The sequence below is a fragment of the Paraburkholderia sp. EG286A genome (assembly GCF_040965375.1).
Taxonomy (GTDB): Bacteria; Pseudomonadota; Gammaproteobacteria; order Burkholderiales; family Burkholderiaceae; genus Paraburkholderia.
In genome coordinates this window covers 166,555-188,206 of the sequence record NZ_JBFRCB010000010.1, presented here as the reverse complement: position 1 = coordinate 188,206, position 21,652 = coordinate 166,555, and the positions used below count along the sequence as shown (strand labels likewise).

Annotated in this window: 21 protein-coding genes and 2 pseudogenes; 15 read left to right on the top strand and 8 right to left on the bottom strand. The window is 61.8% G+C overall.

Features of this window, described 5'->3' with window-relative positions; genetic code table 11:
- Nucleotides 1-17 precede the first annotated feature (17 nt).
- Together AB4Y35_RS35765 and AB4Y35_RS35760 are read left to right on the top strand one after the other, a co-directional pair.
- Nucleotides 18-401 carry a BON domain-containing protein gene (locus AB4Y35_RS35765; RefSeq protein ID WP_368708120.1) on the top strand — a complete coding sequence of 128 codons (384 nt, stop codon included), beginning with the start codon at nt 18-20 and terminating at the stop codon, nt 399-401.
- A gap of 47 nt (nt 402-448) precedes the next feature.
- Nucleotides 449-1,456 (top strand): XdhC family protein, encoded by a 1,008-nt coding sequence (locus AB4Y35_RS35760; protein WP_368708119.1) that lies wholly within the window; start codon nt 449-451, stop codon nt 1,454-1,456.
- A gap of 163 nt (nt 1,457-1,619) precedes the next feature.
- Here AB4Y35_RS35760 and AB4Y35_RS35755 read toward each other — a convergent pair whose 3' ends face one another.
- On the bottom strand, nt 1,620-2,255 hold the full coding sequence (locus AB4Y35_RS35755; protein WP_368708118.1) for a TetR/AcrR family transcriptional regulator: 636 nt from the start codon (nt 2,253-2,255) through the stop codon (nt 1,620-1,622).
- Nucleotides 2,256-2,348: 93 nt separating this feature from the next.
- On the opposite strand from AB4Y35_RS35755, the gene AB4Y35_RS35750 reads away from it, so the two are divergent.
- From AB4Y35_RS35750 to AB4Y35_RS35700, 11 genes and pseudogenes are all read left to right on the top strand, one after another.
- On the top strand, nt 2,349-3,122 hold the full coding sequence (locus AB4Y35_RS35750; RefSeq protein ID WP_368708117.1) for an SDR family oxidoreductase: 774 nt from the start codon (nt 2,349-2,351) through the stop codon (nt 3,120-3,122).
- A 237-nt stretch (nt 3,123-3,359) separates the two neighbouring features.
- The gene (locus tag AB4Y35_RS35745; RefSeq protein ID WP_368708116.1) at nt 3,360-3,542 is read left to right on the top strand and encodes a hypothetical protein; all 183 of its coding nucleotides are present in this window, start codon (nt 3,360-3,362) and stop codon (nt 3,540-3,542) included.
- A gap of 49 nt (nt 3,543-3,591) precedes the next feature.
- Nucleotides 3,592-4,275, top strand: a complete 684-nt coding sequence (locus tag AB4Y35_RS35740) for a hypothetical protein (RefSeq protein ID WP_368708115.1) — start codon at nt 3,592-3,594, stop codon at nt 4,273-4,275.
- 11 nt (nt 4,276-4,286) lie between these two features.
- Nucleotides 4,287-4,562 (top strand): hypothetical protein, encoded by a 276-nt coding sequence (locus AB4Y35_RS35735; protein ID WP_342923770.1) that lies wholly within the window; start codon nt 4,287-4,289, stop codon nt 4,560-4,562.
- Nucleotides 4,563-4,577: 15 nt separating this feature from the next.
- Entirely contained in the window at nt 4,578-4,958 is a 381-nt protein-coding gene (locus AB4Y35_RS35730) for a hypothetical protein (RefSeq protein ID WP_368708114.1), read from the top strand.
- Between the two features lie 284 nt (nt 4,959-5,242).
- Nucleotides 5,243-6,382: pseudogene (locus AB4Y35_RS35725) on the top strand (2-isopropylmalate synthase); the annotation flags it as partial.
- Between the two features lie 133 nt (nt 6,383-6,515).
- Entirely contained in the window at nt 6,516-7,610 is a 1,095-nt protein-coding gene (locus tag AB4Y35_RS35720; RefSeq protein WP_368708113.1) for a branched-chain amino acid aminotransferase, read from the top strand.
- Nucleotides 7,611-7,991: 381 nt separating this feature from the next.
- The gene (locus AB4Y35_RS35715; protein ID WP_368708112.1) at nt 7,992-8,690 is read left to right on the top strand and encodes a YfiR family protein; all 699 of its coding nucleotides are present in this window, start codon (nt 7,992-7,994) and stop codon (nt 8,688-8,690) included.
- Nucleotides 8,687-9,955 carry a diguanylate cyclase gene (locus tag AB4Y35_RS35710; RefSeq protein WP_368708111.1) on the top strand — a complete coding sequence of 423 codons (1,269 nt, stop codon included), beginning with the start codon at nt 8,687-8,689 and terminating at the stop codon, nt 9,953-9,955. The genes AB4Y35_RS35715 and AB4Y35_RS35710 overlap by 4 nt, the downstream gene beginning before the upstream one ends.
- Nucleotides 9,956-10,038: 83 nt before the next feature.
- Nucleotides 10,039-10,551, top strand: coding sequence for an OmpA family protein (locus AB4Y35_RS35705; protein ID WP_368708110.1), 513 nt, complete (start codon nt 10,039-10,041; stop codon nt 10,549-10,551).
- Nucleotides 10,552-10,717: 166 nt separating this feature from the next.
- Entirely contained in the window at nt 10,718-11,614 is an 897-nt protein-coding gene (locus AB4Y35_RS35700; protein WP_368708109.1) for a class I SAM-dependent methyltransferase, read from the top strand.
- Between the two features lie 180 nt (nt 11,615-11,794).
- Here the strand turns inward: AB4Y35_RS35700 and AB4Y35_RS35695 are convergent, their stop codons facing one another.
- From AB4Y35_RS35695 to AB4Y35_RS35665, 7 genes and pseudogenes are all read right to left on the bottom strand, one after another.
- Nucleotides 11,795-12,163, bottom strand: a complete 369-nt coding sequence (locus tag AB4Y35_RS35695) for a helix-turn-helix domain-containing protein (protein ID WP_368708108.1) — start codon at nt 12,161-12,163, stop codon at nt 11,795-11,797.
- A gap of 55 nt (nt 12,164-12,218) precedes the next feature.
- Nucleotides 12,219-12,437 (bottom strand): annotated as a pseudogene (locus tag AB4Y35_RS35690) (FAD-binding oxidoreductase); the annotation flags it as partial.
- A 117-nt stretch (nt 12,438-12,554) separates the two neighbouring features.
- On the bottom strand, nt 12,555-13,895 hold the full coding sequence (locus tag AB4Y35_RS35685) for an amino acid permease (RefSeq protein ID WP_368708208.1): 1,341 nt from the start codon (nt 13,893-13,895) through the stop codon (nt 12,555-12,557).
- A gap of 197 nt (nt 13,896-14,092) precedes the next feature.
- On the bottom strand, nt 14,093-14,602 hold the full coding sequence (locus AB4Y35_RS35680) for a hypothetical protein (RefSeq protein WP_368708107.1): 510 nt from the start codon (nt 14,600-14,602) through the stop codon (nt 14,093-14,095).
- Between the two features lie 171 nt (nt 14,603-14,773).
- Nucleotides 14,774-15,556 carry a class II aldolase/adducin family protein gene (locus AB4Y35_RS35675; RefSeq protein ID WP_368708106.1) on the bottom strand — a complete coding sequence of 261 codons (783 nt, stop codon included), beginning with the start codon at nt 15,554-15,556 and terminating at the stop codon, nt 14,774-14,776.
- Between the two features lie 78 nt (nt 15,557-15,634).
- Nucleotides 15,635-16,567 carry an electron transfer flavoprotein subunit alpha/FixB family protein gene (locus AB4Y35_RS35670; protein ID WP_368708105.1) on the bottom strand — a complete coding sequence of 311 codons (933 nt, stop codon included), beginning with the start codon at nt 16,565-16,567 and terminating at the stop codon, nt 15,635-15,637.
- A gap of 15 nt (nt 16,568-16,582) precedes the next feature.
- Nucleotides 16,583-17,332, bottom strand: a complete 750-nt coding sequence (locus tag AB4Y35_RS35665) for an electron transfer flavoprotein subunit beta/FixA family protein (protein ID WP_368708207.1) — start codon at nt 17,330-17,332, stop codon at nt 16,583-16,585.
- 513 nt (nt 17,333-17,845) lie between these two features.
- Between AB4Y35_RS35665 and AB4Y35_RS35660 the strand changes: the two genes are divergently transcribed.
- Together AB4Y35_RS35660 and AB4Y35_RS35655 are read left to right on the top strand one after the other, a co-directional pair.
- The gene (locus AB4Y35_RS35660) at nt 17,846-19,957 is read left to right on the top strand and encodes a hydantoinase/oxoprolinase family protein (RefSeq protein ID WP_368708104.1); all 2,112 of its coding nucleotides are present in this window, start codon (nt 17,846-17,848) and stop codon (nt 19,955-19,957) included.
- Nucleotides 19,958-19,960: 3 nt separating this feature from the next.
- Nucleotides 19,961-21,643: a hydantoinase B/oxoprolinase family protein gene (locus AB4Y35_RS35655; protein WP_133184981.1), complete on the top strand. Its 1,683-nt coding sequence runs from the start codon at nt 19,961-19,963 to the stop codon at nt 21,641-21,643.
- The last annotated feature ends 9 nt before the right edge of the window (nt 21,644-21,652 follow it).

Genomic DNA, 21,652 nt, shown 5'->3' with positions numbered 1-21,652 from the left:
GCGCACTGGAGCATTCGATGAAGACAAGCAGGGCACTCAAGATCGCTGTTGGAATACTGGTCGGATCAGCATCCATTCACGTCTGGGCACAGGCCGGCGAGAGCGAAGCGCGCAGCGCGTCAAAGGGCACAGTGGCCGAAGCGTCCGGGGACATGGGCGCGAAGAGCAACCGAAAGGATAATTTTGCGCTGCGCCGCAAGGTCTACGCGGCGATCGCGAAGCACAAGGAGATCAACGCCGGCAACATCAGCGTGGTCGTGAAGCGTGGCTCGGTGACGCTCGACGGGACCGTGGCGGACGCCTCCCAGATTGGCGAGGCGACGGAGATCACGAAAAGCGTTGCGGGCGTGACGTCCGTGACCAACCGGCTGACGCTCAAAGAGCCGTTCGGCAGTCAGTAGGGGCGCGTGCGTGACGGTGCTTGAGCAGGTACTGAAGGAACATGAGCATGAACAGTGTTGATTTCGAGGTGCTGGAAACAACGATGCGCTGGCTCGACGCAGGTCATCGGATGCTGCTCGTGACGGTTGTGAAAACGTGGGGTTCGTCACCTCGCCCGGAGGGGGCGATGCTTGTCCTGCGCGCCGACGGTCACGTGGTGGGCTCGATTTCGGGCGGCTGCATCGAAGATGACCTCATCGACCAGGTGCGTCGGCACGGCGTCGCGCAAAGGACCCCGGAAGTGGTCGAATATGGCATTAGCGCCGAGGAGGCACGCCGTTTTGGGCTGCCTTGCGGAGGTACGATGCAACTCGTGCTCGAGCCGATTACGCGGCAAAGCGGCATTCAGGCCTTGCACGAAGCGCTCGGTCGCGGCGAACTGGTGGCGCGCACGCTAGACATGTCAACGGGTGCAGCCACACTCGGGCCAGCGAGGACGACTGACGGTGTGTACTTCAACGAGACGCGTTTGACGACGATTCACGGGCCACGCTACCGTATGCTCGTGATTGGCGCGGGACAGCTATCGCGCTACTTGTGCCAGGTCGCGACAGGGCTCGATTATCAGGTGGTGGTGTGCGACCCGCGCGAGGAGTACGTGTACACATGGGATGTACCCGGCACGAAACTCGTGCGCACCATGCCCGACGATACGGTCCTGGATATGAGACTCGACGAACGCAGTGCACTCATTACACTCACGCACGATCCTAAACTGGACGATCTTGCGCTGATGGAAGCGCTGAAGACACCCGCGTTCTATGTCGGCGCGCTAGGCTCGCGGCGCAATAATGCTGCTCGGCGGGAGCGGCTCAAAGAGTTCGATCTGAGCGACGCAGAACTCGCACGGTTGCGCGGTCCGGCCGGGGTCTATATCGGCAGCCGCACGCCGCCCGAAATTGCGATATCGATTCTCGCAGAAGTGACGGCCGCGAAGAATAATGTGTTGCTACCGGCAATCCTCCGGGTCGAGCGTGGGAAGACGGCAAGGAGATCACGACTGGCACACCAATAACTGCGCTGGATCTCGCTGACGAGCGCCTGTCGATTTGGTAGTCTGTGAGACGACCTGGTTTCGCCGGAGCAACAGAGCGCCACCGGTGTCGCGATGTCGCCCGCCTCCGGGTGGCCGAATCCCATAGTTACCGCCGTGTCCTGTTTGGTGATAACCGGTTCGCTCACGAAACCGGCTTCTGGCGATGAACTGAGGGCGATGGCCACGCCGACAACGCAATATCAGCCAGCCGCTGCAATGTTTCCCTGCATGCCCCGTCACACGCTTGCGCCGACATGCCTTGCACCACTGCGCCATAAAAGCGTGCGAGCGCATCGGTGTCGGTATCGGGGGCAAGTTCGCCCTCAGCGACGGCACGGTCGAAGCGCGCCTTGATGGTCTGCAGCCCGAGCGCGCGCCTTGCGGCGACCGTCTGGGCGACAGACTCGCACTTTTCGGCGTGTTGGAGAACAGCAGTCGAAACCATGCAGCCGCGCGGCCTTCCCGCGGCGGTAAAGCGCGTCGCCGCATCGTGCAGGTAGAACGCTATTGCATCGTGGGCCGGCATCTTTCCGCCTAGCGCTTCCAGCGCCGCTTTGTTTTCGCGCTCGCTGATATGGTCGAGCGCCTGTCTGTAAAGGTCTTCCTTGGAGCCGTACGTTGCGTAGAGGGACGGCGGCGGGATACCCATGGCCTCGGTCAGATCGGCGATCGAGGTACCCTCGTATCCATGCTCCCAGAACAGCCGGGCGGCGACATCGAGTCCCACGTCGCGGTCCAGCAACCTCGGCCTGCCGCGTTTCCGGGCGGGTTCGCTCATTTTTATATCGAGTCCTATAAAAATCGTTGACAAGCATGTTTCGACGTTAATATTATAGCGATCACTACTAATTCAGTCAGGAAGGAGTGGTCGATGTCTGCAAAACTTTCAAACAAGGTGGCCCTTATTACGGGAGGCTCGCGTGGCATCGGGCGTGCTGTCGCGCTAGCATTTGCGAGAGAAGGGGCTGCGCTCATCGGCGTGCACTACGGCACCAATCGGGATGCGGCGAACGCCACCATCCGTGAAATCGAAGCGCTCGGATCGAAAGCGGTCGCTATCGAAGCGGACCTGAATCGCGGGAAGCAAGCAACGGACAGTATCTGGGATCAGTTCAAGGCAGCCGCGATCGGCGCCATAGGCGAACCCCGGCTAGACATTCTCGTCAACAACGCTGGCGTGGCACCGGCCATCCCCCTGTCACAGACGAGTGAATCAGTATTCGACGAGGTCCTGACGATCAACTTCAAGGCACCGTTCTTCCTGATTCAGGCTATTGCAGATCACATCCGCGACAATGGACGAATTATCAACGTTTCGACGGGTTTTACGCGTGTCGCGGCTCCAACGCATCCCGCTTATGCCGCGTCGAAAGGTGCCATTGAAACGCTGACGCTGGCGCTTGCCCCCGAGTTCGGTCCTCGTGGTATCACGGTGAATGCGGTCATGCCGGGCGTGACGGAGACCGACATGAATGCGGCGTGGATCAAGGTACCGGAGGCACGTGCCGGCGCAGAGGCCATGTCGGTGTTCTCGCGAGTGGGTCAACCTGTCGATGTGGCTGACGTCGTCACCTTCCTCGCGTCGAATGAGGCACGCTGGACGACGGGGCAGGTGATCGACGCGACGGGCGGTGCGCGGCTCTAAGCATTCCGCTCCCCTGATATAAAGGCCGCACCAGGATAAACCGGATAAGAAGGGGCGGGCGTATCCGTTAGGTGTACTTTTAATGGGAAGAATGGTACGCCTCGCATGCATCCGCATGCTGCTACCGAAAGCAAAGCATTTTGGTGGTCCGCATGCGGCGATTGCATCGTAAAAGCCGGTTCGCGCGCGTCCTGTTCGGGGCTGTGAAATATTTCGCGCACTGCGGAGGTGATCAACATGAAAACTTCCCGCTTGCTGCTCGCCGGCGCCGCGGTCCTTGCGGTGGGAGCCGCTCTGCAATTCGTGTGGCCGCTCCTGCAACCGGAGTCTTATCATCACTTCGCCGACGAGCGTTCCCTGGGCACGCTGCCCAATGCATCGGACGTACCGTCACGCGCCACCCGCTCGAGCAAACCGTGACGGCGCATCTGCCTCAACGTACACATACATCTTTTCTGTCGATTGAGTCATGCCGATCGGGTTGCCGGCGGTCGAACCTGATATGCACCCGGCATTGAAAACGCACATCCTCGCTGAATCGCGCGTAACGCGGGATGCGCAACGACTTGATGCGACCGGGTTCGATGTCTACGACACCGTACGAAGCGCAGCGCGAGGATCGCGAGTACTCTTTCATCAAGCTTCACGGCAATGCTGCGGAATGGCCGAAAGCCGGTTCAGGTTCATAGCTGGTAGTTCGCTCAGCCCGATCACGCCGGAGCCGTTCATCGGCGGCCGGCCGGGGAACATGACTTCCATGGAGCATGTGATGGCAATCAGACCACGTTGGAAAACGCTGTTGTCTCTATTATTCCTGTCGCTGGCAATGATGGGGAGTGTCGCGCGAGCGCAAGGCATTCCCATCGTCACCGGACAGCAATGGATGGCGTCAACGGATGCGGAGAAGAAAGCCTATCTCGTCGGCATTGCGAATCTGCTGGATATTGAGCGTGCCTATGCCTATGCCGGCAATACGGTAAACAGCAACGATATCGCGCAACGCTTCGGCAAAGGCATGCAGGGCCAGACGCTCGACAGCGTACGCCAGGGTCTGGACAGCTACTACACGGCGAACCCCGCAATGATCCAGCATCCGGTGATCGAGACCCTTTGGTTCCAGATGGTCGTACCGGGCCAGAACAAGAGTCAATGAGGGCGAAGATCATGAAACGACTGGGATGGATCGCAAGCATCGTCGGGCTCATTGCCATGACAGGTTGCACGAATATGACCCCGCGCGAGCAGGGCGCCGTGAGCGGTGCGGCGCTTGGGGCCGGTGCGGGCGCGGGCATCGCGGCGATCGCCGGTGGCAACGCGTGGACAGGTGCGCTCATCGGCGGCGCCGCGGGTGCGGTGGCAGGCGACATACACGGTGCCCGTCAGCCAACCTGGCAGCAGCCACCATGGCAGCAACCAGGCTGGCAGCAGCCACGCTGGTAGCGGGCCGCGCGCACGGTGTTCTATGAGACCGCGCCGAAGCTCGCCATGGGCTGGAGCGACGAACACCGGCACCGGTTGATCATCCGCGGATGGCGTTACGGTGGACATCGCGACGGTGCGCTCCAATTCTTCGACGGCCCAGACACCCTGTCGCTGGTGGCGTTTGGCCTGCACGAGCATGAGCGCTTTGGCTATCTGTACGACGTCACCTCGCGGAGGTTACATGACGTGCGCGTCGAGCAGTGCGCGTACAACCAGCGGTCAAGGCCGCTACTGTGCTGCGTCGCGGGCTGCGAGCGCTGTCCGCCAGAAGACAGTGGAGCCCCCGAGAGATACATGAACGCTCAGGAAGGCCTTCTGAACACGGGAAAGAGGAAAATGCGCGGTAGACGTTAGTCGAGTACTGTTTTGGCTGCACGTGTGACATTGCCGCGCGAGTGGTTTCTCGAGATGATCCGCAAGCGGGCAAGCGCTGCGCGGGACCGGTGAGCGTTGTGTTGCCTTGCACGTTGGCCGTGCGACTGGATCCTCAAAGTCGCGGGTTGACCCCAGGTTCACCTGAAATATCGTTGGCTATAATCGCGAACGGTCGGGCGCTGTGATCCAGCGTTCCGGCAAGCGGGAAAGGTTACCCCCCATTCCCTGATCAATGCAGTTGCCGATCCCTACAGGAGACTGGCATGGCAGAACAACTCATCATTTTCGATACCACCTTGCGGGATGGAGAGCAGTCGCCGGGTGCGTCGATGACAAAAGAAGAAAAACTCCGCATTGCGAGGCAACTCGAGCGTATGCGGGTCGACGTGATCGAAGCGGGCTTCGCAGCGAGCTCCGAGGGCGATTTCCAGGCAGTGCGCGCAATCGCAAGCGAAGTGAAAGACAGCATTATCTGTTCTCTCGCACGCGCGAACGAGCGTGATATTTCACGTGCGGCCGAAGCGCTGCGGCCAGCCAGTCGTTTTCGCATCCATACCTTTCTCGCGACATCGCCGCTGCACATGGAGAAAAAGCTCCGTATGTCGCCCGACCAGGTGTACGAGCAGGCGCGTCGCGCGGTGCGTCAGGCGCGCAGTTTCACCGATGACGTCGAGTTCTCGCCAGAGGACGCTAGTCGCTCAGACATGGACTTTCTCTGCCGGGTGCTGGAGGGTGTGATTGCCGAAGGCGCGACTACGATCAACGTACCCGATACCGTTGGCTATGCCATGCCAGACGGTTATGCAGCACTGATCCGCGAACTGCGCGAGCGCATTCCAAATTCGGACCGGGCGGTTTTTTCGGTGCACTGTCACGATGATCTTGGCCTCGCGGTGGCGAACTCACTAGCCGCGGTCAAATCGGGCGGCGCAAGGCAGATCGAGTGCACGATCAACGGACTGGGCGAACGGGCAGGGAATACGGCGCTCGAGGAAGTCGTCATGGCAGTCAGGACCCGGAGAGATCATTTCGACCTTGACGTGCGCGTCGATACGAGCCAGATTGTCGCCGCTTCACAGCTGGTCTCGGAGGTTACCGGATTTGCAGTGCAGCCCAACAAGGCGGTCGTTGGCGCTAACGCATTCGCCCATGCGTCCGGCATCCACCAGGACGGTGTGCTCAAAGCGCGCGATACGTACGAAATCATGCGGGCGGAAGACGTAGGCTGGAGCGCAAACAGGATCGTGCTCGGGAAGCTTTCTGGTCGAAGCGCCTTCAAACAGCGCCTGAGTGAGCTTGGCGTCATGATGGACAGCGATGCAGAATTGAATGCAGCGTTCGCGCGCTTCAAGGCTCTCGCCGATCGTGAGGCCATCGTTTCCGATGTCGCGCTGCTTGCCCTGGCACGTCCGGGCGAAGGCGTGAATTCCGGCAGCGCGCATCGATAACGGTCAGCGACCAAGGGTTTCACGTCACAGACCGCCGGACTGCAGGAACCCTGCGACCGCGTTATTTTCGTCATTGCTCGAAGAAACCATGAATACTGAAACAACTGTCCAGTTTGCTATTTCGCCCAGCACGACACCTACCTCACGCGATGAGATCACCGCGAGCATTGCCAACCCGGTATTCGGTCGAGTGTTCACCGATCACATGGTGACTGTCCGATGGACCAATACCCTTGGCTGGCACGATGCGAAAGTTGAGCCGCGCCGGCCGTTTCAGATTGACCCCGCCTGCGCTGTCCTGCACTACGCGCAGGAGATTTTTGAGGGCATGAAAGCCTATCGCGGCGACGACGGCTCGATCTCGCTTTTCAGGCCTTACGAGAATGCCAGGCGGTTTCGCGCGTCGGCAGCGCGCATGTCCATGGCGGAACTCCCCGAAACACTCTTTGCCGGCGCAGTGGATGCGCTCGTGAAGATCGATCGGGACTGGGTTCCTGGCGGCGATGGCAGTTTGTACCTTCGGCCTTTCATGTTTGCAACGGAGAGTTTTCTCGGGGTGCGCGCCGCCAACGAGTATCTGTTCTGTGTTATCGCTTCGCCCGTTGGGCCGTATTTCAAGGCGGGTAAGACAGCGGTCACTGTTTGGGTGTCCGACCAATACACCCGAGCGGCACCAGGTGGAACAGGCGCGGCCAAGTGCGGCGGAAATTATGCCGCCAGCCTGATTGCGCAAACCGAGGCGGCAGCGAAAGGCTGCGACCAGGTCGTGTTCCTCGACGCTGCGGAACACAAATGGATCGAAGAACTGGGCGGCATGAACGTGTTCTTCGTGATGGACGACGGCTCCCTGCGTACCCCTCCGCTGTCGGGCACCATCTTGCCCGGTATTACGCGTGCTTCCATTATTGAGCTGGCCAGACGGGAAGGCATCACAGTCTCCGAAGAGCCTTATGCATTTGCATCGTGGCAAGCCGATGCGATCAGCGGTCGCGTCAAGGAGGCCTTCGCCTGTGGTACGGCGGCGGTTGTGACGGCCATCGGAGAAGTTCGTCACGCGGCGGGCGAATTCAAGATCGGCGATGGTGGCGAAGGACCTGTCACACAACGAATTCGCACTACGCTCACCGGTATTCAGCGCGGCAAAATTGCCGACCCATTCGGCTGGATCCACAAGGTGTCTTAAGCGATTTTCCTGGGATATGTGTGTAGGCATGCGAACCATCTCTCGCGGTTTGACGCCTGTGCCGACGACAAGACCAATCCAACCCACTCAACACTGACGATCGATCGCGCGCACGCCCTGCGCGCGTCGATACGCTCTTCCTTTCCCGGCCGCCTGGCCGGCCCCCCGGCGTGCACCGACGGTTTTGACGCGCCAATGTTCAGATCAATCTGCTGCAAAGTGGCAATCGTCGATGGCCACAACGAAAACAGGTGTTTCCGACTCGTTGACACAGCGACTTTGCGCCTAAGATGAATTTCGATGCGCACAAGCTGGTGCAGGCCCCCAATTGGCGGGAGCCAGAACGCAGCGCGCGGATCGACGCCAACAAGTGTTTTCATCATGGATGCGAGCGTGCGTGCGGCGGGCGCCTGTCGTGCGACAGCAATGACGCATGGGTGCGCGACGGAGATCATTGCGCTGGCGACGTCTGGCCGGGCTGGCTGGTCGGCCTCGCTTCGCCATGTCTTGCTCGCAGTGGCTTGCGCGCTGGGCGCAGCACCGGCCTCTCACGCCGACGCACCCGCCAGGTCGGTCGATCCAGCCAGCACGGCGCACGCCGTTACCGGTGCGAGCCGTACCGATGCCGCGATTTCGCCACGCGACGCCGCCGTGCACCAGGTCGTGCTGGGCATCATCAGCTTCACGCGCTGGCCGACGCCGCCCGCGCGCCTGCACCTGTGCGTGACGGGCCGGCCCGACTACGCGCAGGGCCTCGTCGACACGCTGCAGGCCGGCTCGACGCCGCTCGAGGTACAGCACGTCCAGTTTGATGATTCCACCCTCGGCACAACCTGCCAGGTCGTCTATCTAGGCGAGCTGAGCGCCGCCGAGCGACAACAGGTCAGCGCCGCCCTGGCTGGCCATCCGGTCCTGACGATTGCAGAACACGATCCGTCCTGCACCGCGGGCAGCATGTTCTGCCTCAATGTCGATGTCGAACGCGTCACGTTCGATATCAATCTCGATGCCGTGGCGCGCAGCGGTGTACGAGTCCACCCGAATGTGCTCAACCTCGCGCGGCGGCCGGTGACGCCATGACACAGCCCGCGCCCCCCGTTTCCCCTCCGCCCACGCCGCGCCCGACGCTGCAAGGCGTATTGCGCCGCGCGCACCTGCGTCTGGCGTTCGTCGCCGTCACAATGGCTGCGGTATCGTTGATCATGGTCGCCGTGATCGCGTTGCGGGCATATGCCGGCAACAACCTGAACCTGCTGGCCCGTTCGCTCGGGTATACGGTCGAGGCGGCGCTGGTGTTCGGCGATCACGTTGCAGCGACCCAGGCGATCGAGCTGATCGCCAAGGAAGAGGACGTGGCTGAGATCGTCGTCACGGATGGCAGGGGGCAGCCGTTCGCGGCATGGCAAACGCCATCCGCCAGTGCGATCGCCAGGCTCGAGCGAGCAGTTGCCGATATTGCGCTGCCCGGGCCCGTGACCGTACGGGTGCTGCACGATGGCATCGTCGTCGGTTACGTCGAAGTGCGTGGCCAGGGGCACCAGTTCTTCGGCTTCCTGCTCGGCGGCGTCGGCGGTATCCTGGCCTGCCTCGCCGTTAGCGTGCTTGGCGCCTATGTCAGTTCGAAGCGCGTGGTGCGCAACATCGTCGCTCCGCTGCGCGCGCTGGCCGGCGTCGCCCACGCAGTGCGGCGCGAACGCGCGTTCGGGCGACGTGTCGAGCCTGCAGCGATTGCCGAACTGAACCAGCTAGGCGACGATTTCAACGCCTTGCTCGATGAATTCGAAGACTGGCAAAACAACCTGCGCGACGAAAACGCGTCGCTCGAACACAAGGCAACCCACGATGCGCTCACTGGCCTGCCCAACCGTTTGCAGTTCGAGGCTCGCCTCAAGCGCGCCCTGGGCGAGGCCATGGTGACGGAGCAGCGGGTTGCCGTCCTCTATCTCGACTGTGACCGTTTCAAGGAGATCAACGACTGCCTCGGCCATGACGCCGGCGACGCGGTGCTGATCGGCATTGCGGCGCGACTGCGCACGCAGTTGCGCGAGGTCGATCTGGTTGCGCGCCTGGGCGGCGACGAATTCGCCGTGATGCTGGCGCCGATGCGCGAACTGGCCAGCGCCACCCGTATCGCCGAGGACATACTGTCTGGCATGACGCTGTCGATCACGTTGTCCGATGGCCGCACGGTGGCCACCATGATGAGCATCGGGATTGCGCTGTATCCCGATCACGCGAGCGACGCAACGGGCTTGCTGCGCGCTGCAGATGCAGCGATGTACCGGGCCAAGCGCGCGCGGCCGGGCTCGTGGCAGTTCGCCGAAGGTGTCGCCGGACCGGCCTGACGTGATGGCATGGCACAGCAGCTAGCCGCGTCGCAGGAATTCGAAATAGTGCGCGCCTGGCTGGCGTGCTCGAGGGGAATGCGATGAAGAAGCACCCGTTTCCTGCAAGTATCTGGCGCACAGGCGTGGGGAGCACGGTGCTCCTGTGTTTGCTGCTTGGGGGTTGCAAAACGCCGCCGCTTTACCGCGGCCTGACGCAGACGCAGGTTCAGGCACTCACGTCGGCAGGGTTCCAGGAGACCGAGCAGGGGTTCGAGTTCGGCTTGACCGGACCCATCCTGTTCGACTTCGACCGCTACAACCTCAAGCCCGATGCCCGCCGGATCGTCGAGCGCGTTGGCCAGACGCTTGGTGGGGCGGGGCTTAACAGCGTGCGCATCTACGGCTACAGCGACGGGGAGGGTTCGAACGCCTACGACCTCGAGTTGTCCAGACGCCGTGCAGAGGTCGTCGCGCTCGAACTCGTCGACACCGGCCTTCCTGCCGAACACATCGAAATCATCGCGAAGGGCAAGCGCGACCCGGTGGGCGACAACCGCACGGAAGCCGGCCGCGCGCAAAACCGCCGGGTCGCAATTGTCGTCTCGCCGCGCTGAGCCGGCGCGGCGTTCCGTCTATGGGCACCTTGACCTGCAATGAGGCCGGTGTCGATCTCTCCCGGCCCCTGAGCGCGCGGAGCGAAGACCGGTACTGGGGTGGTTGGCGCCAGGAGGGCGCAGAAAACTTGTATCGTATGGCAATCCCAACACGACGAAATCGCAAATGATCGAGATCAGCCAGCGCCGGACACTGCCTGGATATCCGCTAGTGCTCGTTTTTGCAATTGCTGCAGTATCCGCTGCGGTGATGACCGCGGGCTGCACCGCTTCGTCGCAAGCGGTTTCTCGCAGCTCGCAAGCTTCCGGGTTGGCGGCAACTTCGCTGACTGCGGCCATCGACGGCCCCCAGCGCAGCGAGAAGGCAAGGGCGCGAGACGTCTATCGGCATCCACAAGAAACACTGCAGTTTTTCGAGGTCGGTTCAACCCAGACGGTCCTGGAGATCGCACCGGGCGGCGGTTGGTACACGGACATACTCGCGCCGTATCTGCACGGTCACGGGCATCTCTACGAAGCGCAGTACATCAGCACGTCGGCCGAGCTGGCGGATGAGGACCGTCCAACGGATGCCGCATATCTGCGCAAGCTGGCGGGAGCGCCGGCTATTTACGGCAATGTCGTGGTCGGCACGTTGCGCGCCGGGGAATTCACGGGATTCAACGCGGATGGTCAGTTTGATCGCGTGCTCACGTTTCGCAACATCCACAACTGGATGAAGGACGGTCAGTTCGACGCGAATCTCCGGGCCTTTTATCGCGCACTCAAACCTGGCGGAATACTGGGTGTCGAGGAACATCGCGCGCGACCGGGAACAACCCTTCAGCAAATGATCGACACCGGGTACGTAACGGAGGACTACGTGATCGAACATGCGAAAGCGGCCGGATTCACGCTGGCAGGACGTAGTGAAATCAACGCGAACGCGCGAGATACCAAGGACTATCCGCACGGCGTCTGGTCGCTTCCGCCGACATATGCGGGCGGCGACGTCGACAGGGCGCGCTACGCTGCGATTGGAGAATCGGATCGTATGACGCTCAAGTTCGTCAAAGCTCAGTAGCCTGGCGTTCCCTGTGGATGTCCGGCGCTCAACCTATATACGGAACACGACATTTCTATTTAGCGGAAACCCGACATTTCTATTTGGGACCTACAGTAAAAACTTCGATAACTTTTATTATGTTAAATAATAGATGAAGAGCACACCAGCGCACCTCCACCCAGACGCAGCCACGCCCCATCAAACCCACAACCCCCAGCTTTTAAGCCGATAAACAAGTTGCGCGCGTGTGATACCGAGACTGCGCGCCGCCGCCGAAAGATTCCCCGACGCCTGGCGGACCGCGCTCTTGAGCAACGCCGATTCGATGTCGTCCAGCGAGAGCGGCGCGCCGTCGGTTTCGGTGCCCATCAACAGACTTGTGACCTTGCGCGTTATGCGTTCGGCCTCGTCGCCCGAACCCGCGCCGGCATCCGCGAGCGCGTTGAGCTTGTCGGACGGCAACAGGCTACCATGCTCGTCCACGCCAAACACTGAGAGGTCGAACGTTTCCCCGCTGATGAAGAGATGCCCCACGTCGATCGGCGCGTCGTCGCCCGCGAGTATCACACCGCGCTCGACGATGTTCTCGAGCTCGCGGATGTTGCCGGGCCAGTTGTAACTGAGGACGCGTGTCGCCTTGCGCGAGCAGATCGAGCAGCATCGAACGCGGACTCGAAAGCCCCGAGCCGCCCGCGATCAGGATGATCGGTTGCGGGTCCGATGCGCGCACGAAGAAGCTGCCGAACGGGCCGGAAAAGCGCAGCGTGTCGCTCACGTTCAGCTGCTCGTGCAGCCAGGTCGTGCCCTTGCCGCCCGGCACGAGACGCACGTTGAGTTCGATACGCGCCGCACTGCAAGGCTCGGCCAATACGCTATTCGCGCCGGCTGGCACGACCACAGCCGTCAACCTCGGTATCGGGCAGGTGATCTGAAGCGCAGCGCGGTCGCGCAGTTGGTTTTAGCCGCGCTGTCTGTTCAGGCCCACCAGCTCGGTGGGACGCTTACGCCGGCGGCGCTCTACGATCATTCCTGTAACCGCGAGCAGCGCACTCAACCCCAACGTCGACACGACTTCACTGCGATGCGCCTGGCCGCATACCATCACGACGAACGCGAGGACGATGAGTGCCACGACGAAAAGCCCGAGGAACGGATGCAGCCACATGCGCACCCGCAGCCTGTTCGATGCGATCAAGGCGCGGCGCATGCGCAACTGGCTCACGGCGATTACCAGATAGACGAGCAATGCCATGGTTCCGGTCGTGGACAGCAGCGTTTCGAACACGTACTTTGGCGCCAGATAATTGGCCGCACAGCCGGCGAATGCCGCGGATGTCGAAGCGAGGACGGCAATTACGGGAACACCCGAGCGCGTCGTGCGCTTGACCATGGCGGGCGCCTGCTTTTTTTCTCCGAGCGAATAAATCATGCGCGATGCGGTGTAGAGCCCCGAATTCAGGCAACTACAGACGGCAACGAGAATCAGCAGGTCGATCAGGGGCTTCGCATACGGAACGTGAATCGCCTGCAGCACGGCCTGATAGGAACCGATACGCGTCAGTTCCGGCGCATTCCACGGCACCACCGCGATGATCACGAAAATCGATCCGATATAGAACAGCGAGATGCGCCAGACCACCGAACTAATGGCGCGTGAGATTTCCTTTTCCGGGTTCGCCGATTCGGCGGCCGCAATCGTCACGACTTCCGTGCCGAGAAACGTGAACATGGTTGTGAGCATCGCGCCCGCGATAGGCGCATAACCGCGCGGAAGAAAGCCGCCCTGCCCGAACACGTTGCCGCTGACGTTCACATGGACGCCAGGAATGACGCCCACGATGGCCGCCACGCCGCCGACGATGAACAGGATGATCGCCGCGACCTTCACAACCGAAAACCAGAATTCGAGCTCGCCGTAGTGCTTGACGCTCGCAAGGTTGGCTATGGTCAGCGTCAGCGTCACCGCCACGCAAAACTTCCACACTTCAACCTGCGGAAACCAGCTATTCAGAATATTGGCCGCCGCTGTGGCTTCGAGCGGCAGCACGAGCACCCAATACCACCAGTACATCCAGCCAATCATGAACCCTGCCCACGGGCCGATCGCTCGCCCCGCGTAGGTCGAGAACGAGCCCGAATCCGGCATCGCGCAGGCCATCTCGCCCAGCATGCGCATCACGAGCACGACGAGCAGACTGGCAAGCAGATAGGCGATGATCGCGCCCGGCCCCGCTTCGGCAATGGCGTGGCCGGATCCAACGAACAGCCCTGCGCCGATACTTCCGCCGATCGAAAGCATGACCACATGGCGTTGCTTCAGGCTGGAGCCGAGCGAGCCTGCGGGAACGTTCGATGAGCGCGTCTCGTCGCGCCGCGTGTGGTGCTCCGCATGCGGAGCGAAATCCATCTCTCCCAGAGCGATGGCCGTGTCACCTCGATTGATTCCTTGTGGGGTCTCGTGCATGTCTCTTCCTGTCTTCCTTGCCCGCAGGCGTTTCACCGGAAAGGCGGCTCTTGCGCTGCGCTCCCGGCCATCGCCGCGAAGCGACGCCGCGCATCGCCTTCGCGCAACAGTTGATTGAGCCGCCGGCAGCGCCGCAACGCGGCGTCGAAGCTATACGATTCGCGAAAGAGCGCCATCTGAAGCGAGCGCCGCGTCACACCCAGCGCCCGTGCCACGTCTTCGATTCGCCACGCGTACCACGGCAGCCTGAACATGGCTTGCGCCAATGCGAGTCCAAAACCTCCGCCATCGCGCGAGAAGGCTTGCGTCAGGCCTTTCCAGTCCGGCTCCATTGCCGCCGTATACGCGCCAATCTCCAGCTCCAGCCAGCCGCTGGCCGCGCCGCTCTCGTCGGGTATCGCGTACACGTCGAACATTTCCTCGGTACGGACGCGCATGGGCGCATTCAAGTCCAGTTGCTTGCCGCCGAGACGGCTCGTGAGCACGTGGTGCCCTCTTTCGGCTCGCCACGCCACGGCGAAGGGAAATCGCAGGCCCTTCAATTGCGTCTCGCGCGTCGTGTCGAATCGGTAAAAAGCGTGCACGGCGAACCGCTGAATTTCGGCGAGTGCCAGTCGATGGCGGTTGAATTGAAGGTGATTCAGATTTCGGCCCGGGCAATGAGACGTGGCGTATTCGCGCCCCATTGCCCGACCGATGCGGCCGCAAGCCAATCAGCTGCGGTAATTGGCGCCGTCGCGATCGAGCAGCCGCAGCAGCGCCGTCCATTCGCGGTCCAGGTGCACGGTGTCGAGATACGCGTAATCGTCGTGCTGTTTCGCCGCGTGTTCGCAGACTTCCGGTGAAGGAATCACCACCTTTTGACCGGCCGAGAGCGTCGCGACCTGGATCTCGCAAGCGCGGTTCAGGTAGAACATGCGCGTAAAGGCTTCGGCGACCGAGCGGCCGGTCGTCAGCAGACCGTGATTGCGCAGGATGAGATAGTCGCGCTTGCCGATCGACTTGACGATGCGCTCGCGCTCGTCGAGTTCGAGCGAAATGCCTTCGTACTCGTGGTACGCCACGCGGTTGTAGAACTGCATGCTGATCTGGTTCAGCGGCAGCAACCCGCATTCCATCGCGGCAACCGCCATGCCGTAGGTCGTGTGCAGATGCACCACGCACTCCACGTCGTGACGCGCCTGGTGAAGCGCGCTGTGAATGGTGAAGCCCGCTGCGTTGACTTCGAAGCGGTCGTCGTCGACGGGATGTCCATTCACATCGATCTTCACCAGCGAGGACGCGGTGATCTCGTCGAAGAACCAGCCGTGCGGGTTGATGAGAAACTGATCGTGCGTACCCGGAACGCGCGCGGAAATATGCGTGTAGATCAGATCGGTGAGCTGGAACTTCGCGGCCAGGCGATATGCAGCCGCCACCTGGACGCGCGCATCCCATTCGGCATCCGAAATATTTCTCGGTTTGCGATTGATGTGTGGGTCGGTCGTCGAAATCATGTTTGAATTGCTCCGCTGATAAGAGTGAAAATGGTTTTCTTTCGGTCGGCTCGCACTGGCGAGCCTTGCGGGAATGTGTCAGAGAGTGGAGATCAAGGCGGGAACGGCTCCGAACAGATCGTCCACCAGACCGTAATCGGCCACGCTGAATATCGGTGCTTCTTCGTCCTTGTTGATCGCGACGATGACCTTCGAGTCCTTCATGCCGGCGAGGTGCTGGATCGCACCCGAGATGCCCACCGCCACGTACAGTTGCGGCGCGACGATCTTGCCGGTTTGACCGACCTGGTAGTCGTTCGGCACGTAACCCGCGTCGACGGCTGCGCGCGAGGCGCCGAGTGCGGCATTGAGCTTGTCCGCGAGCGGCTCCAGCACCTTCGTGTAGTTCTCGCCGCTGCCCAGACCCCGGCCACCCGAGACGATGACCTTCGCGCTCGTGAGTTCCGGACGGTCGAGCTTCGTGACTTCACGGCCGACGAACTGCGTGAGACCGCTGTCCGCTGCGGCTTCGATCTTCTCGACTGCCGCGCTGCCGCCATCGGCCGCGACCGGGTCGAATCCCGTCGTACGGACAGTGATGACCTTGATCGGATCGATCGATTGAACGATCGCGATCGCATTGCCCGCGTAGATCGGACGCTCGAACGTGTCCGGCGAATCCACGGCGGTGATGTCGCTGATCTGTGCGACGTCGAGCTTCGCGGCGATACGCGGCGTGACGTTCTTGCCCGCTGCCGTTGCCGGGGCGAGGATGTGCGTGTAGTTCTTCGCAATAGCGAGGACCGTCGCTTCGACGTTCTCGGCGAGACCCTGCTCGAGTTGCGGCGCGTCGGCCAGCAGCACCTTTGCAACGCCTGCGATCTTCGCGGCGGCATCCGCTGCGGCTTGTGCGTTGTGACCCGCGACCAGCACGTGCACGTCGCCACCAATTTTCTGTGCTGCGGCGACCGTGTTCAGCGTCGCGGCCTTGATCGACTGATTGTCGTGTTCGGCAATAACCAGATTCGTCATTTTGTTTCGCTCCCCTTACAGCACCTTGGCTTCCGTCTTCAGCTTCTCGACCAGCGTCTTCACGTCCGGCACCTTCACGCCTGCGCTACGCTTCGGCGGCTCGGCAACCTTCAGCGTCTTCAGACGCGGCGTGACATCGACGCCCAGGTCTTCCGGCTTCACGATTTCCAGCGGCTTCTTCTTCGCCTTCATGATGTTCGGCAGCGTGACGTAGCGCGGCTCGTTCAGGCGCAGATCCGTCGTCACGACCGCGGGCAGCTTGAGCGACAGCGTTTCCGCACCGCCGTCCACTTCACGCGACACGGTAGCCTTGCCGTCGGCCAGAACCACCTTCGAGGCGAACGTGGCCTGCGGCAGGTTCGCCAGCGCGGCGAGCATCTGGCCGGTCTGGTTCGAATCGTCGTCGATGGCCTGCTTGCCGAGGATGACCAACTGCGGCTGTTCCTTGTCGACCAGCGCCTTCAGCAGCCTGGCCACAGCCAGCGGCTGGAGGTCTTCGTTCGACTCGATGAGGATCGCGCGATCCGCGCCGATGGCCAGCGCCGTGCGCAGCGTTTCCTGCGCTTGCGTCACGCCCGCCGAAACGGCGATGACTTCCGTTGCCACGCCCGCTTCCTTCAGACGCACCGCTTCTTCCACGGCGATCTCGTCGAACGGGTTCATCGACATCTTCACGTTGGCGATGTCGACGCCCGTGCCATCCGACTTCACACGAACCTTCACGTTGTAGTCAACGACCCGTTTCACTGCTACCAGAACTTTCATCATTGTTCCCTTTCGTCCTACCCTTTCACGTCGACCGCAAGATGCACACGGTGCGGCGACACGAATATTTCATTGTCCTAATTCATGCATCTTTCATAGAAACACGCGACTGCTACAGGTGGTGTCGCCGTCCGCCTTAAAATTCCACGAAAAGTTAATTTTTTACGCGACTACAACCTATCAGTGTTTACGCTGAGAACGCCGTCAAAACGAGTCTTCTTTGATGCCGGCGCACGACAAATAATCTATAAAAAACAATGAGCTGCGGAAGTTGTGAGAGACAGCAAGAAACCGTAAAACATGAAAATCTTTTTGTTCGTGTTGACAGCACTGTAAGACGTCACTCATCATATGTCAACGAGCAAAAAATAACGTTCGGAGACGCCAGACACGCATCAACGAGCACGCGAAAATCGAGGTGCGGCACGCACGCCGGCGCCCCTCACAAGGATCGTCAACAGCAGTTCGCGGAACCCGTATTCCGCATACGTTTAGGCTTTGAACAGGAGAGTCATGGTGGCCAGTCACGACAAGGCACGGGTAGGTGTAGATATCGGCGGAACGTTCACCGATGTCGCGCTGGAACTGGGTGGAGAACTTTTTTCCACCAAGGTCCTCACGGATTACACGGCGCCCGAGCGCGCAATCATCAAGGGCGTGGGCATCGTCGCCGCGAAGGCTGGCATCGCGTTGAAGGACATTGGCGTCATCATTCACGGCACCACGCTCGCGACCAACGCACTGATCGAGCGCCGCGGCGCGAAGACGGCCTTCATTACCACGGAGGGTTTCCGCGACACCATCGAGATGCGCACGGAAAACCGCTTCGAACAGTACGATCTGAACATCAAGCTGCCGCCGCCCCTCATCGAGCGCTGCGATCGCTTCACGCTCGCCGAGCGTATCGACGCGCAAGGCGGCGTGCTGCTCGCCCCCGCCGAAGCGCAGATCGAAGCCATCGCGGCTCGCATCGAGCAAGGCGGTTATGAAAGCGTCGCCGTCGGCTTCATTCACGCGTACGTGAACGGCGTGCACGAGCGCATGATGCGCGACGCACTCGAAAAGCGTCTGCCGCACGTGTCGGTGTCGATCTCCAGCGAAGTGTCGCCGCAGATCCGCGAGTTCGAGCGCTTCAACACCGTTTGCGCGAACGCCTACGTTCGCCCGATCATGAAGTCGTATCTCGACCGCCTGGTCGGCGAGGTGCGCGCGGCGGGCGCCGTTTGCCCCATCTTCATCATTCACTCGGGCGGCGGCATCGTCTCGATCGAAAGCGCGTCGGAGTTTCCGGTGCGCCTCGTCGAATCGGGTCCGGCAGGCGGCGCGATCTTCGCGGCGCATATCGCGGCGCGCTACGATCTCAACACGGTGCTCTCGTTCGACATGGGCGGCACCACGGCCAAGATCTGCCTGATCGACGACCTCACGCCGAAAACAGCCAACACGTTCGAAGTCGCACGTACGTATCGCTTCAAGAAAGGCAGCGGGATGCCGATTTCGATTCCCGTCGTGGAGATGGTGGAAATCGGCGCGGGCGGCGGCTCGATCGCTTCGCTCGACGTGATGCGGCAGATTCGCGTGGGCCCGCATAGCGCGGCTTCGGAGCCTGGCCCCGCGTGTTATCAGCGCGGCGGCGTGCAGCCCACCGTCACCGACGCAGACCTGCTGCTCGGCCGCCTCGATCCCGCGAACTTTGCGGGCGGCAGCATCGTGCTCTCCATCGACAAGGCAGCGAGCGCGATGGTCGAACAGGTCGGCGGCGCGATCAATCTGAGCCCCGATGAAACGGCGTATGGCGTCGCCGAAGTCGTGGACGAGAACATGAGCAACGCGGCGCGCGTGCATGCCGTGGAAAGCGGCAAGGATATCGGCGACTACACGATGATCACGTTCGGCGGCGCGGGTCCGCTGCACGCCGCGCGCCTGTGCGAAAAGAGCGGCATCAAGAAGTTCATCGTGCCGCCGGGTGCCGGCGTAGGTTCCGCCATCGGCTTCCTGCGCGCGCCCTTCGGCTACGAAAGCGTGCGCAGTGCAACCATGCGCTTCAACGACTTCGACGCAGCGGTGCTCAATGACATCGTCGGCGAGCTGAGCGAAGAAGCCCTGCGCTTCGCGCGCCAGGGTTCGGGCGACGCCGAGCCCGAAGTCGAAGTCAAGGCGTTCATGCGCTATGTCGGCCAGGGCTGGGAGATTCCCGTTGCGTTCCCGTATCGCAAGTTCACCGCCGAAGATCGCGACGCATTCACGCAAGCGTTCACGCGCGCCTACACGCAATATTTCGGCCGCCCGATCGATGGCCTCGATATCGAAATCGTCAGCTGGGCCGTGAAGGCCAGCTCCCCGCTTCCGCCGGTCGAGCGTTTGAAGCTGCTCACGTCGCGCGACGCCGTGGTGCCGCCGAAGACGCGCAAGATCTTCGACGCCGCGCTGCATCGCTTCGTTGAGGCGGCCATCGTCGAGCGCGCAGCGCTGAAGGTCGGCGAAAGCGTGACGGGTCCGGCGATCATCGTCGAGCCGGAAACGTCGACGCTCGTCACCTCCTCCTTCGACGCCATGGTTCAGCCCGATGGCTGCCTGCTCGTCGTCGCCAAAGAACTGAATGCCGCCAAGGCCAATCAGGAGTAAAGCATGTCGCTCAGCAATCTCGATACGATCCACATGCAGGTCATGTGGAACCGCCTGATTTCCGTCGTGGAAGAACAGGCCATGGCGCTCATCCGCACCGCGTTCAGCACCAGCGTGCGCGAAGCCGGCGATCTATCAGCGGGAATTTTCGACAAGCGCGGCCGCATGCTCGCGCAGGCCGTCACGGGCACGCCCGGTCACGTGAATACGATGGCCGAAGCCGTCGAGCATTTCATGAACGACATCGGCGTCGAGCGCATGTACGAAGGCGACGTGTACCTCACGAACGATCCGTGGAAAGGCACCGGCCACCTGCACGATTTCACCGTGGTTTCGCCCTCTTTTCACAATGGTGAACTGATCGGCTACTTCGCGAGCACCGCGCACGTGGTCGATATCGGCGGGCGCGGCTTCGGTCCCGACTCGCGCGAGATCTACGAAGAAGGTCTGTTCGTGCCGATCATGAAGCTGATCGAGCGCGGCGAAGTGAATCGCGATCTCGTGAACATCCTGCGCAACAACGTGCGCGAAGCCGACAAGGTGGTCGGCGATCTCTACGCCCTCGCCTCGTGCAACGAGACGGGCCACAAGCGCCTGATTGAAATGCTCAAGGAGTTCGAGCTCAAGGACGTGGAAGGCATCGGCGAATTCATTCTTGCGCGCAGCCGCGAAGCGACGCTCGAGCGCATTGCCGCGCTGCCGAAGCAAACGCAGACGAACGAGATGACGCTCGACGGCTACGATACGCCGGTCAAGCTCAACGTCACGCTCACGGTTTCCGACGATCACCTGCTCGCGGACTTCGCGGGCACGTCGCCTTCGAGCCCGTTCGGCATCAACGTACCGCTGCTGTATGCGAAGGCCTACGCGTGCTACGGCCTCAAGTGCATCATCGCGCCAGAAGTGCCGAACAATGCGGCCTCGCTCGAACCGTTCCGCGTGCAGGCGCCTGAAGGCTGCATTCTCAACGCGCAGCGGCCGAGCCCGGTTGCCGTGCGCCATGTACTCGGCCACTTCGTGCCGGACCTCGTGCTCGGCGCGCTCAACAAGATCCTGCCGAACCGCGTGCCGGCCGAAGGCGCGGGCGCGCTCTGGAATCTGCACGTGAGCGCGCGGGCCGCGCAGGAAGGCTCGGGGCTCAAGGGCAGCGAAATCCTCATGTTCAACAGCGGCGGCACCGGTGCGCGCGCCGAACTCGACGGTCTTTCGGCGACGGCGTTTCCGAGCGGCGTGCACGCGATGTCGGTCGAAGCCACCGAGCAGGTCGGCCCGATTGTCGTGTGGCGCAAGGAAATGCGCTCGGGCTCGGGCGGCGCCGGGCAGTATCGCGGCGGCCTCGGCCAGATCGTCGAAATCGGACCGCGCGAAGGCTACCAGTTCCGCTTCAACGCGATGTTCGATCGTATCGATCATCCGGCAAGCGGCCGCTCGGGCGGTAAGGAAGGCGCGGCCGGACAGGTCACGCTTTCCGATGGCACGCGCATGAAGGGCAAGGGTACGCAGTTCGTCGCTGAGCACGAGCGCGTCACGCTCTCGCTGCCGGGCGGCGGCGGCGTAGGCGCACCGGCGCAACGCGATCGCGAAGCGCTGCTGCGCGACATCCGCAATGAGTACATCTCCGAAGCGCAACTGCGCGACGACTACGGCCTCACGCTCGACGCGCTCACGGCGTCGAACCCACAGTAAGGAGTAACG

Coding starts and splice junctions, on each gene's coding strand:
- AB4Y35_RS35765 (WP_368708120.1), top strand. CDS start 18: ATGAAGACAAGCAGGGCACTCAAGATCGCTGTTGGAATACTGGTCGGA.
- AB4Y35_RS35715 (WP_368708112.1), top strand. CDS start 7,992: ATGGATGCGAGCGTGCGTGCGGCGGGCGCCTGTCGTGCGACAGCAATG.
- AB4Y35_RS35705 (WP_368708110.1), top strand. CDS start 10,039: ATGAAGAAGCACCCGTTTCCTGCAAGTATCTGGCGCACAGGCGTGGGG.
- AB4Y35_RS35710 (WP_368708111.1), top strand. CDS start 8,687: ATGACACAGCCCGCGCCCCCCGTTTCCCCTCCGCCCACGCCGCGCCCG.
- AB4Y35_RS35700 (WP_368708109.1), top strand. CDS start 10,718: ATGATCGAGATCAGCCAGCGCCGGACACTGCCTGGATATCCGCTAGTG.
- AB4Y35_RS35665 (WP_368708207.1), bottom strand. CDS start 17,332: ATGAAAGTTCTGGTAGCAGTGAAACGGGTCGTTGACTACAACGTGAAG.
- AB4Y35_RS35685 (WP_368708208.1), bottom strand. CDS start 13,895: ATGCTTTCGATCGGCGGAAGTATCGGCGCAGGGCTGTTCGTTGGATCC.
- AB4Y35_RS35755 (WP_368708118.1), bottom strand. CDS start 2,255: ATGAGCGAACCCGCCCGGAAACGCGGCAGGCCGAGGTTGCTGGACCGC.
- AB4Y35_RS35655 (WP_133184981.1), top strand. CDS start 19,961: ATGTCGCTCAGCAATCTCGATACGATCCACATGCAGGTCATGTGGAAC.
- AB4Y35_RS35675 (WP_368708106.1), bottom strand. CDS start 15,556: ATGATTTCGACGACCGACCCACACATCAATCGCAAACCGAGAAATATT.
- AB4Y35_RS35750 (WP_368708117.1), top strand. CDS start 2,349: ATGTCTGCAAAACTTTCAAACAAGGTGGCCCTTATTACGGGAGGCTCG.
- AB4Y35_RS35735 (WP_342923770.1), top strand. CDS start 4,287: ATGAAACGACTGGGATGGATCGCAAGCATCGTCGGGCTCATTGCCATG.
- AB4Y35_RS35745 (WP_368708116.1), top strand. CDS start 3,360: ATGAAAACTTCCCGCTTGCTGCTCGCCGGCGCCGCGGTCCTTGCGGTG.
- AB4Y35_RS35660 (WP_368708104.1), top strand. CDS start 17,846: ATGGTGGCCAGTCACGACAAGGCACGGGTAGGTGTAGATATCGGCGGA.
- AB4Y35_RS35740 (WP_368708115.1), top strand. CDS start 3,592: ATGCCGATCGGGTTGCCGGCGGTCGAACCTGATATGCACCCGGCATTG.
- AB4Y35_RS35670 (WP_368708105.1), bottom strand. CDS start 16,567: ATGACGAATCTGGTTATTGCCGAACACGACAATCAGTCGATCAAGGCC.
- AB4Y35_RS35720 (WP_368708113.1), top strand. CDS start 6,516: ATGAATACTGAAACAACTGTCCAGTTTGCTATTTCGCCCAGCACGACA.
- AB4Y35_RS35760 (WP_368708119.1), top strand. CDS start 449: ATGAACAGTGTTGATTTCGAGGTGCTGGAAACAACGATGCGCTGGCTC.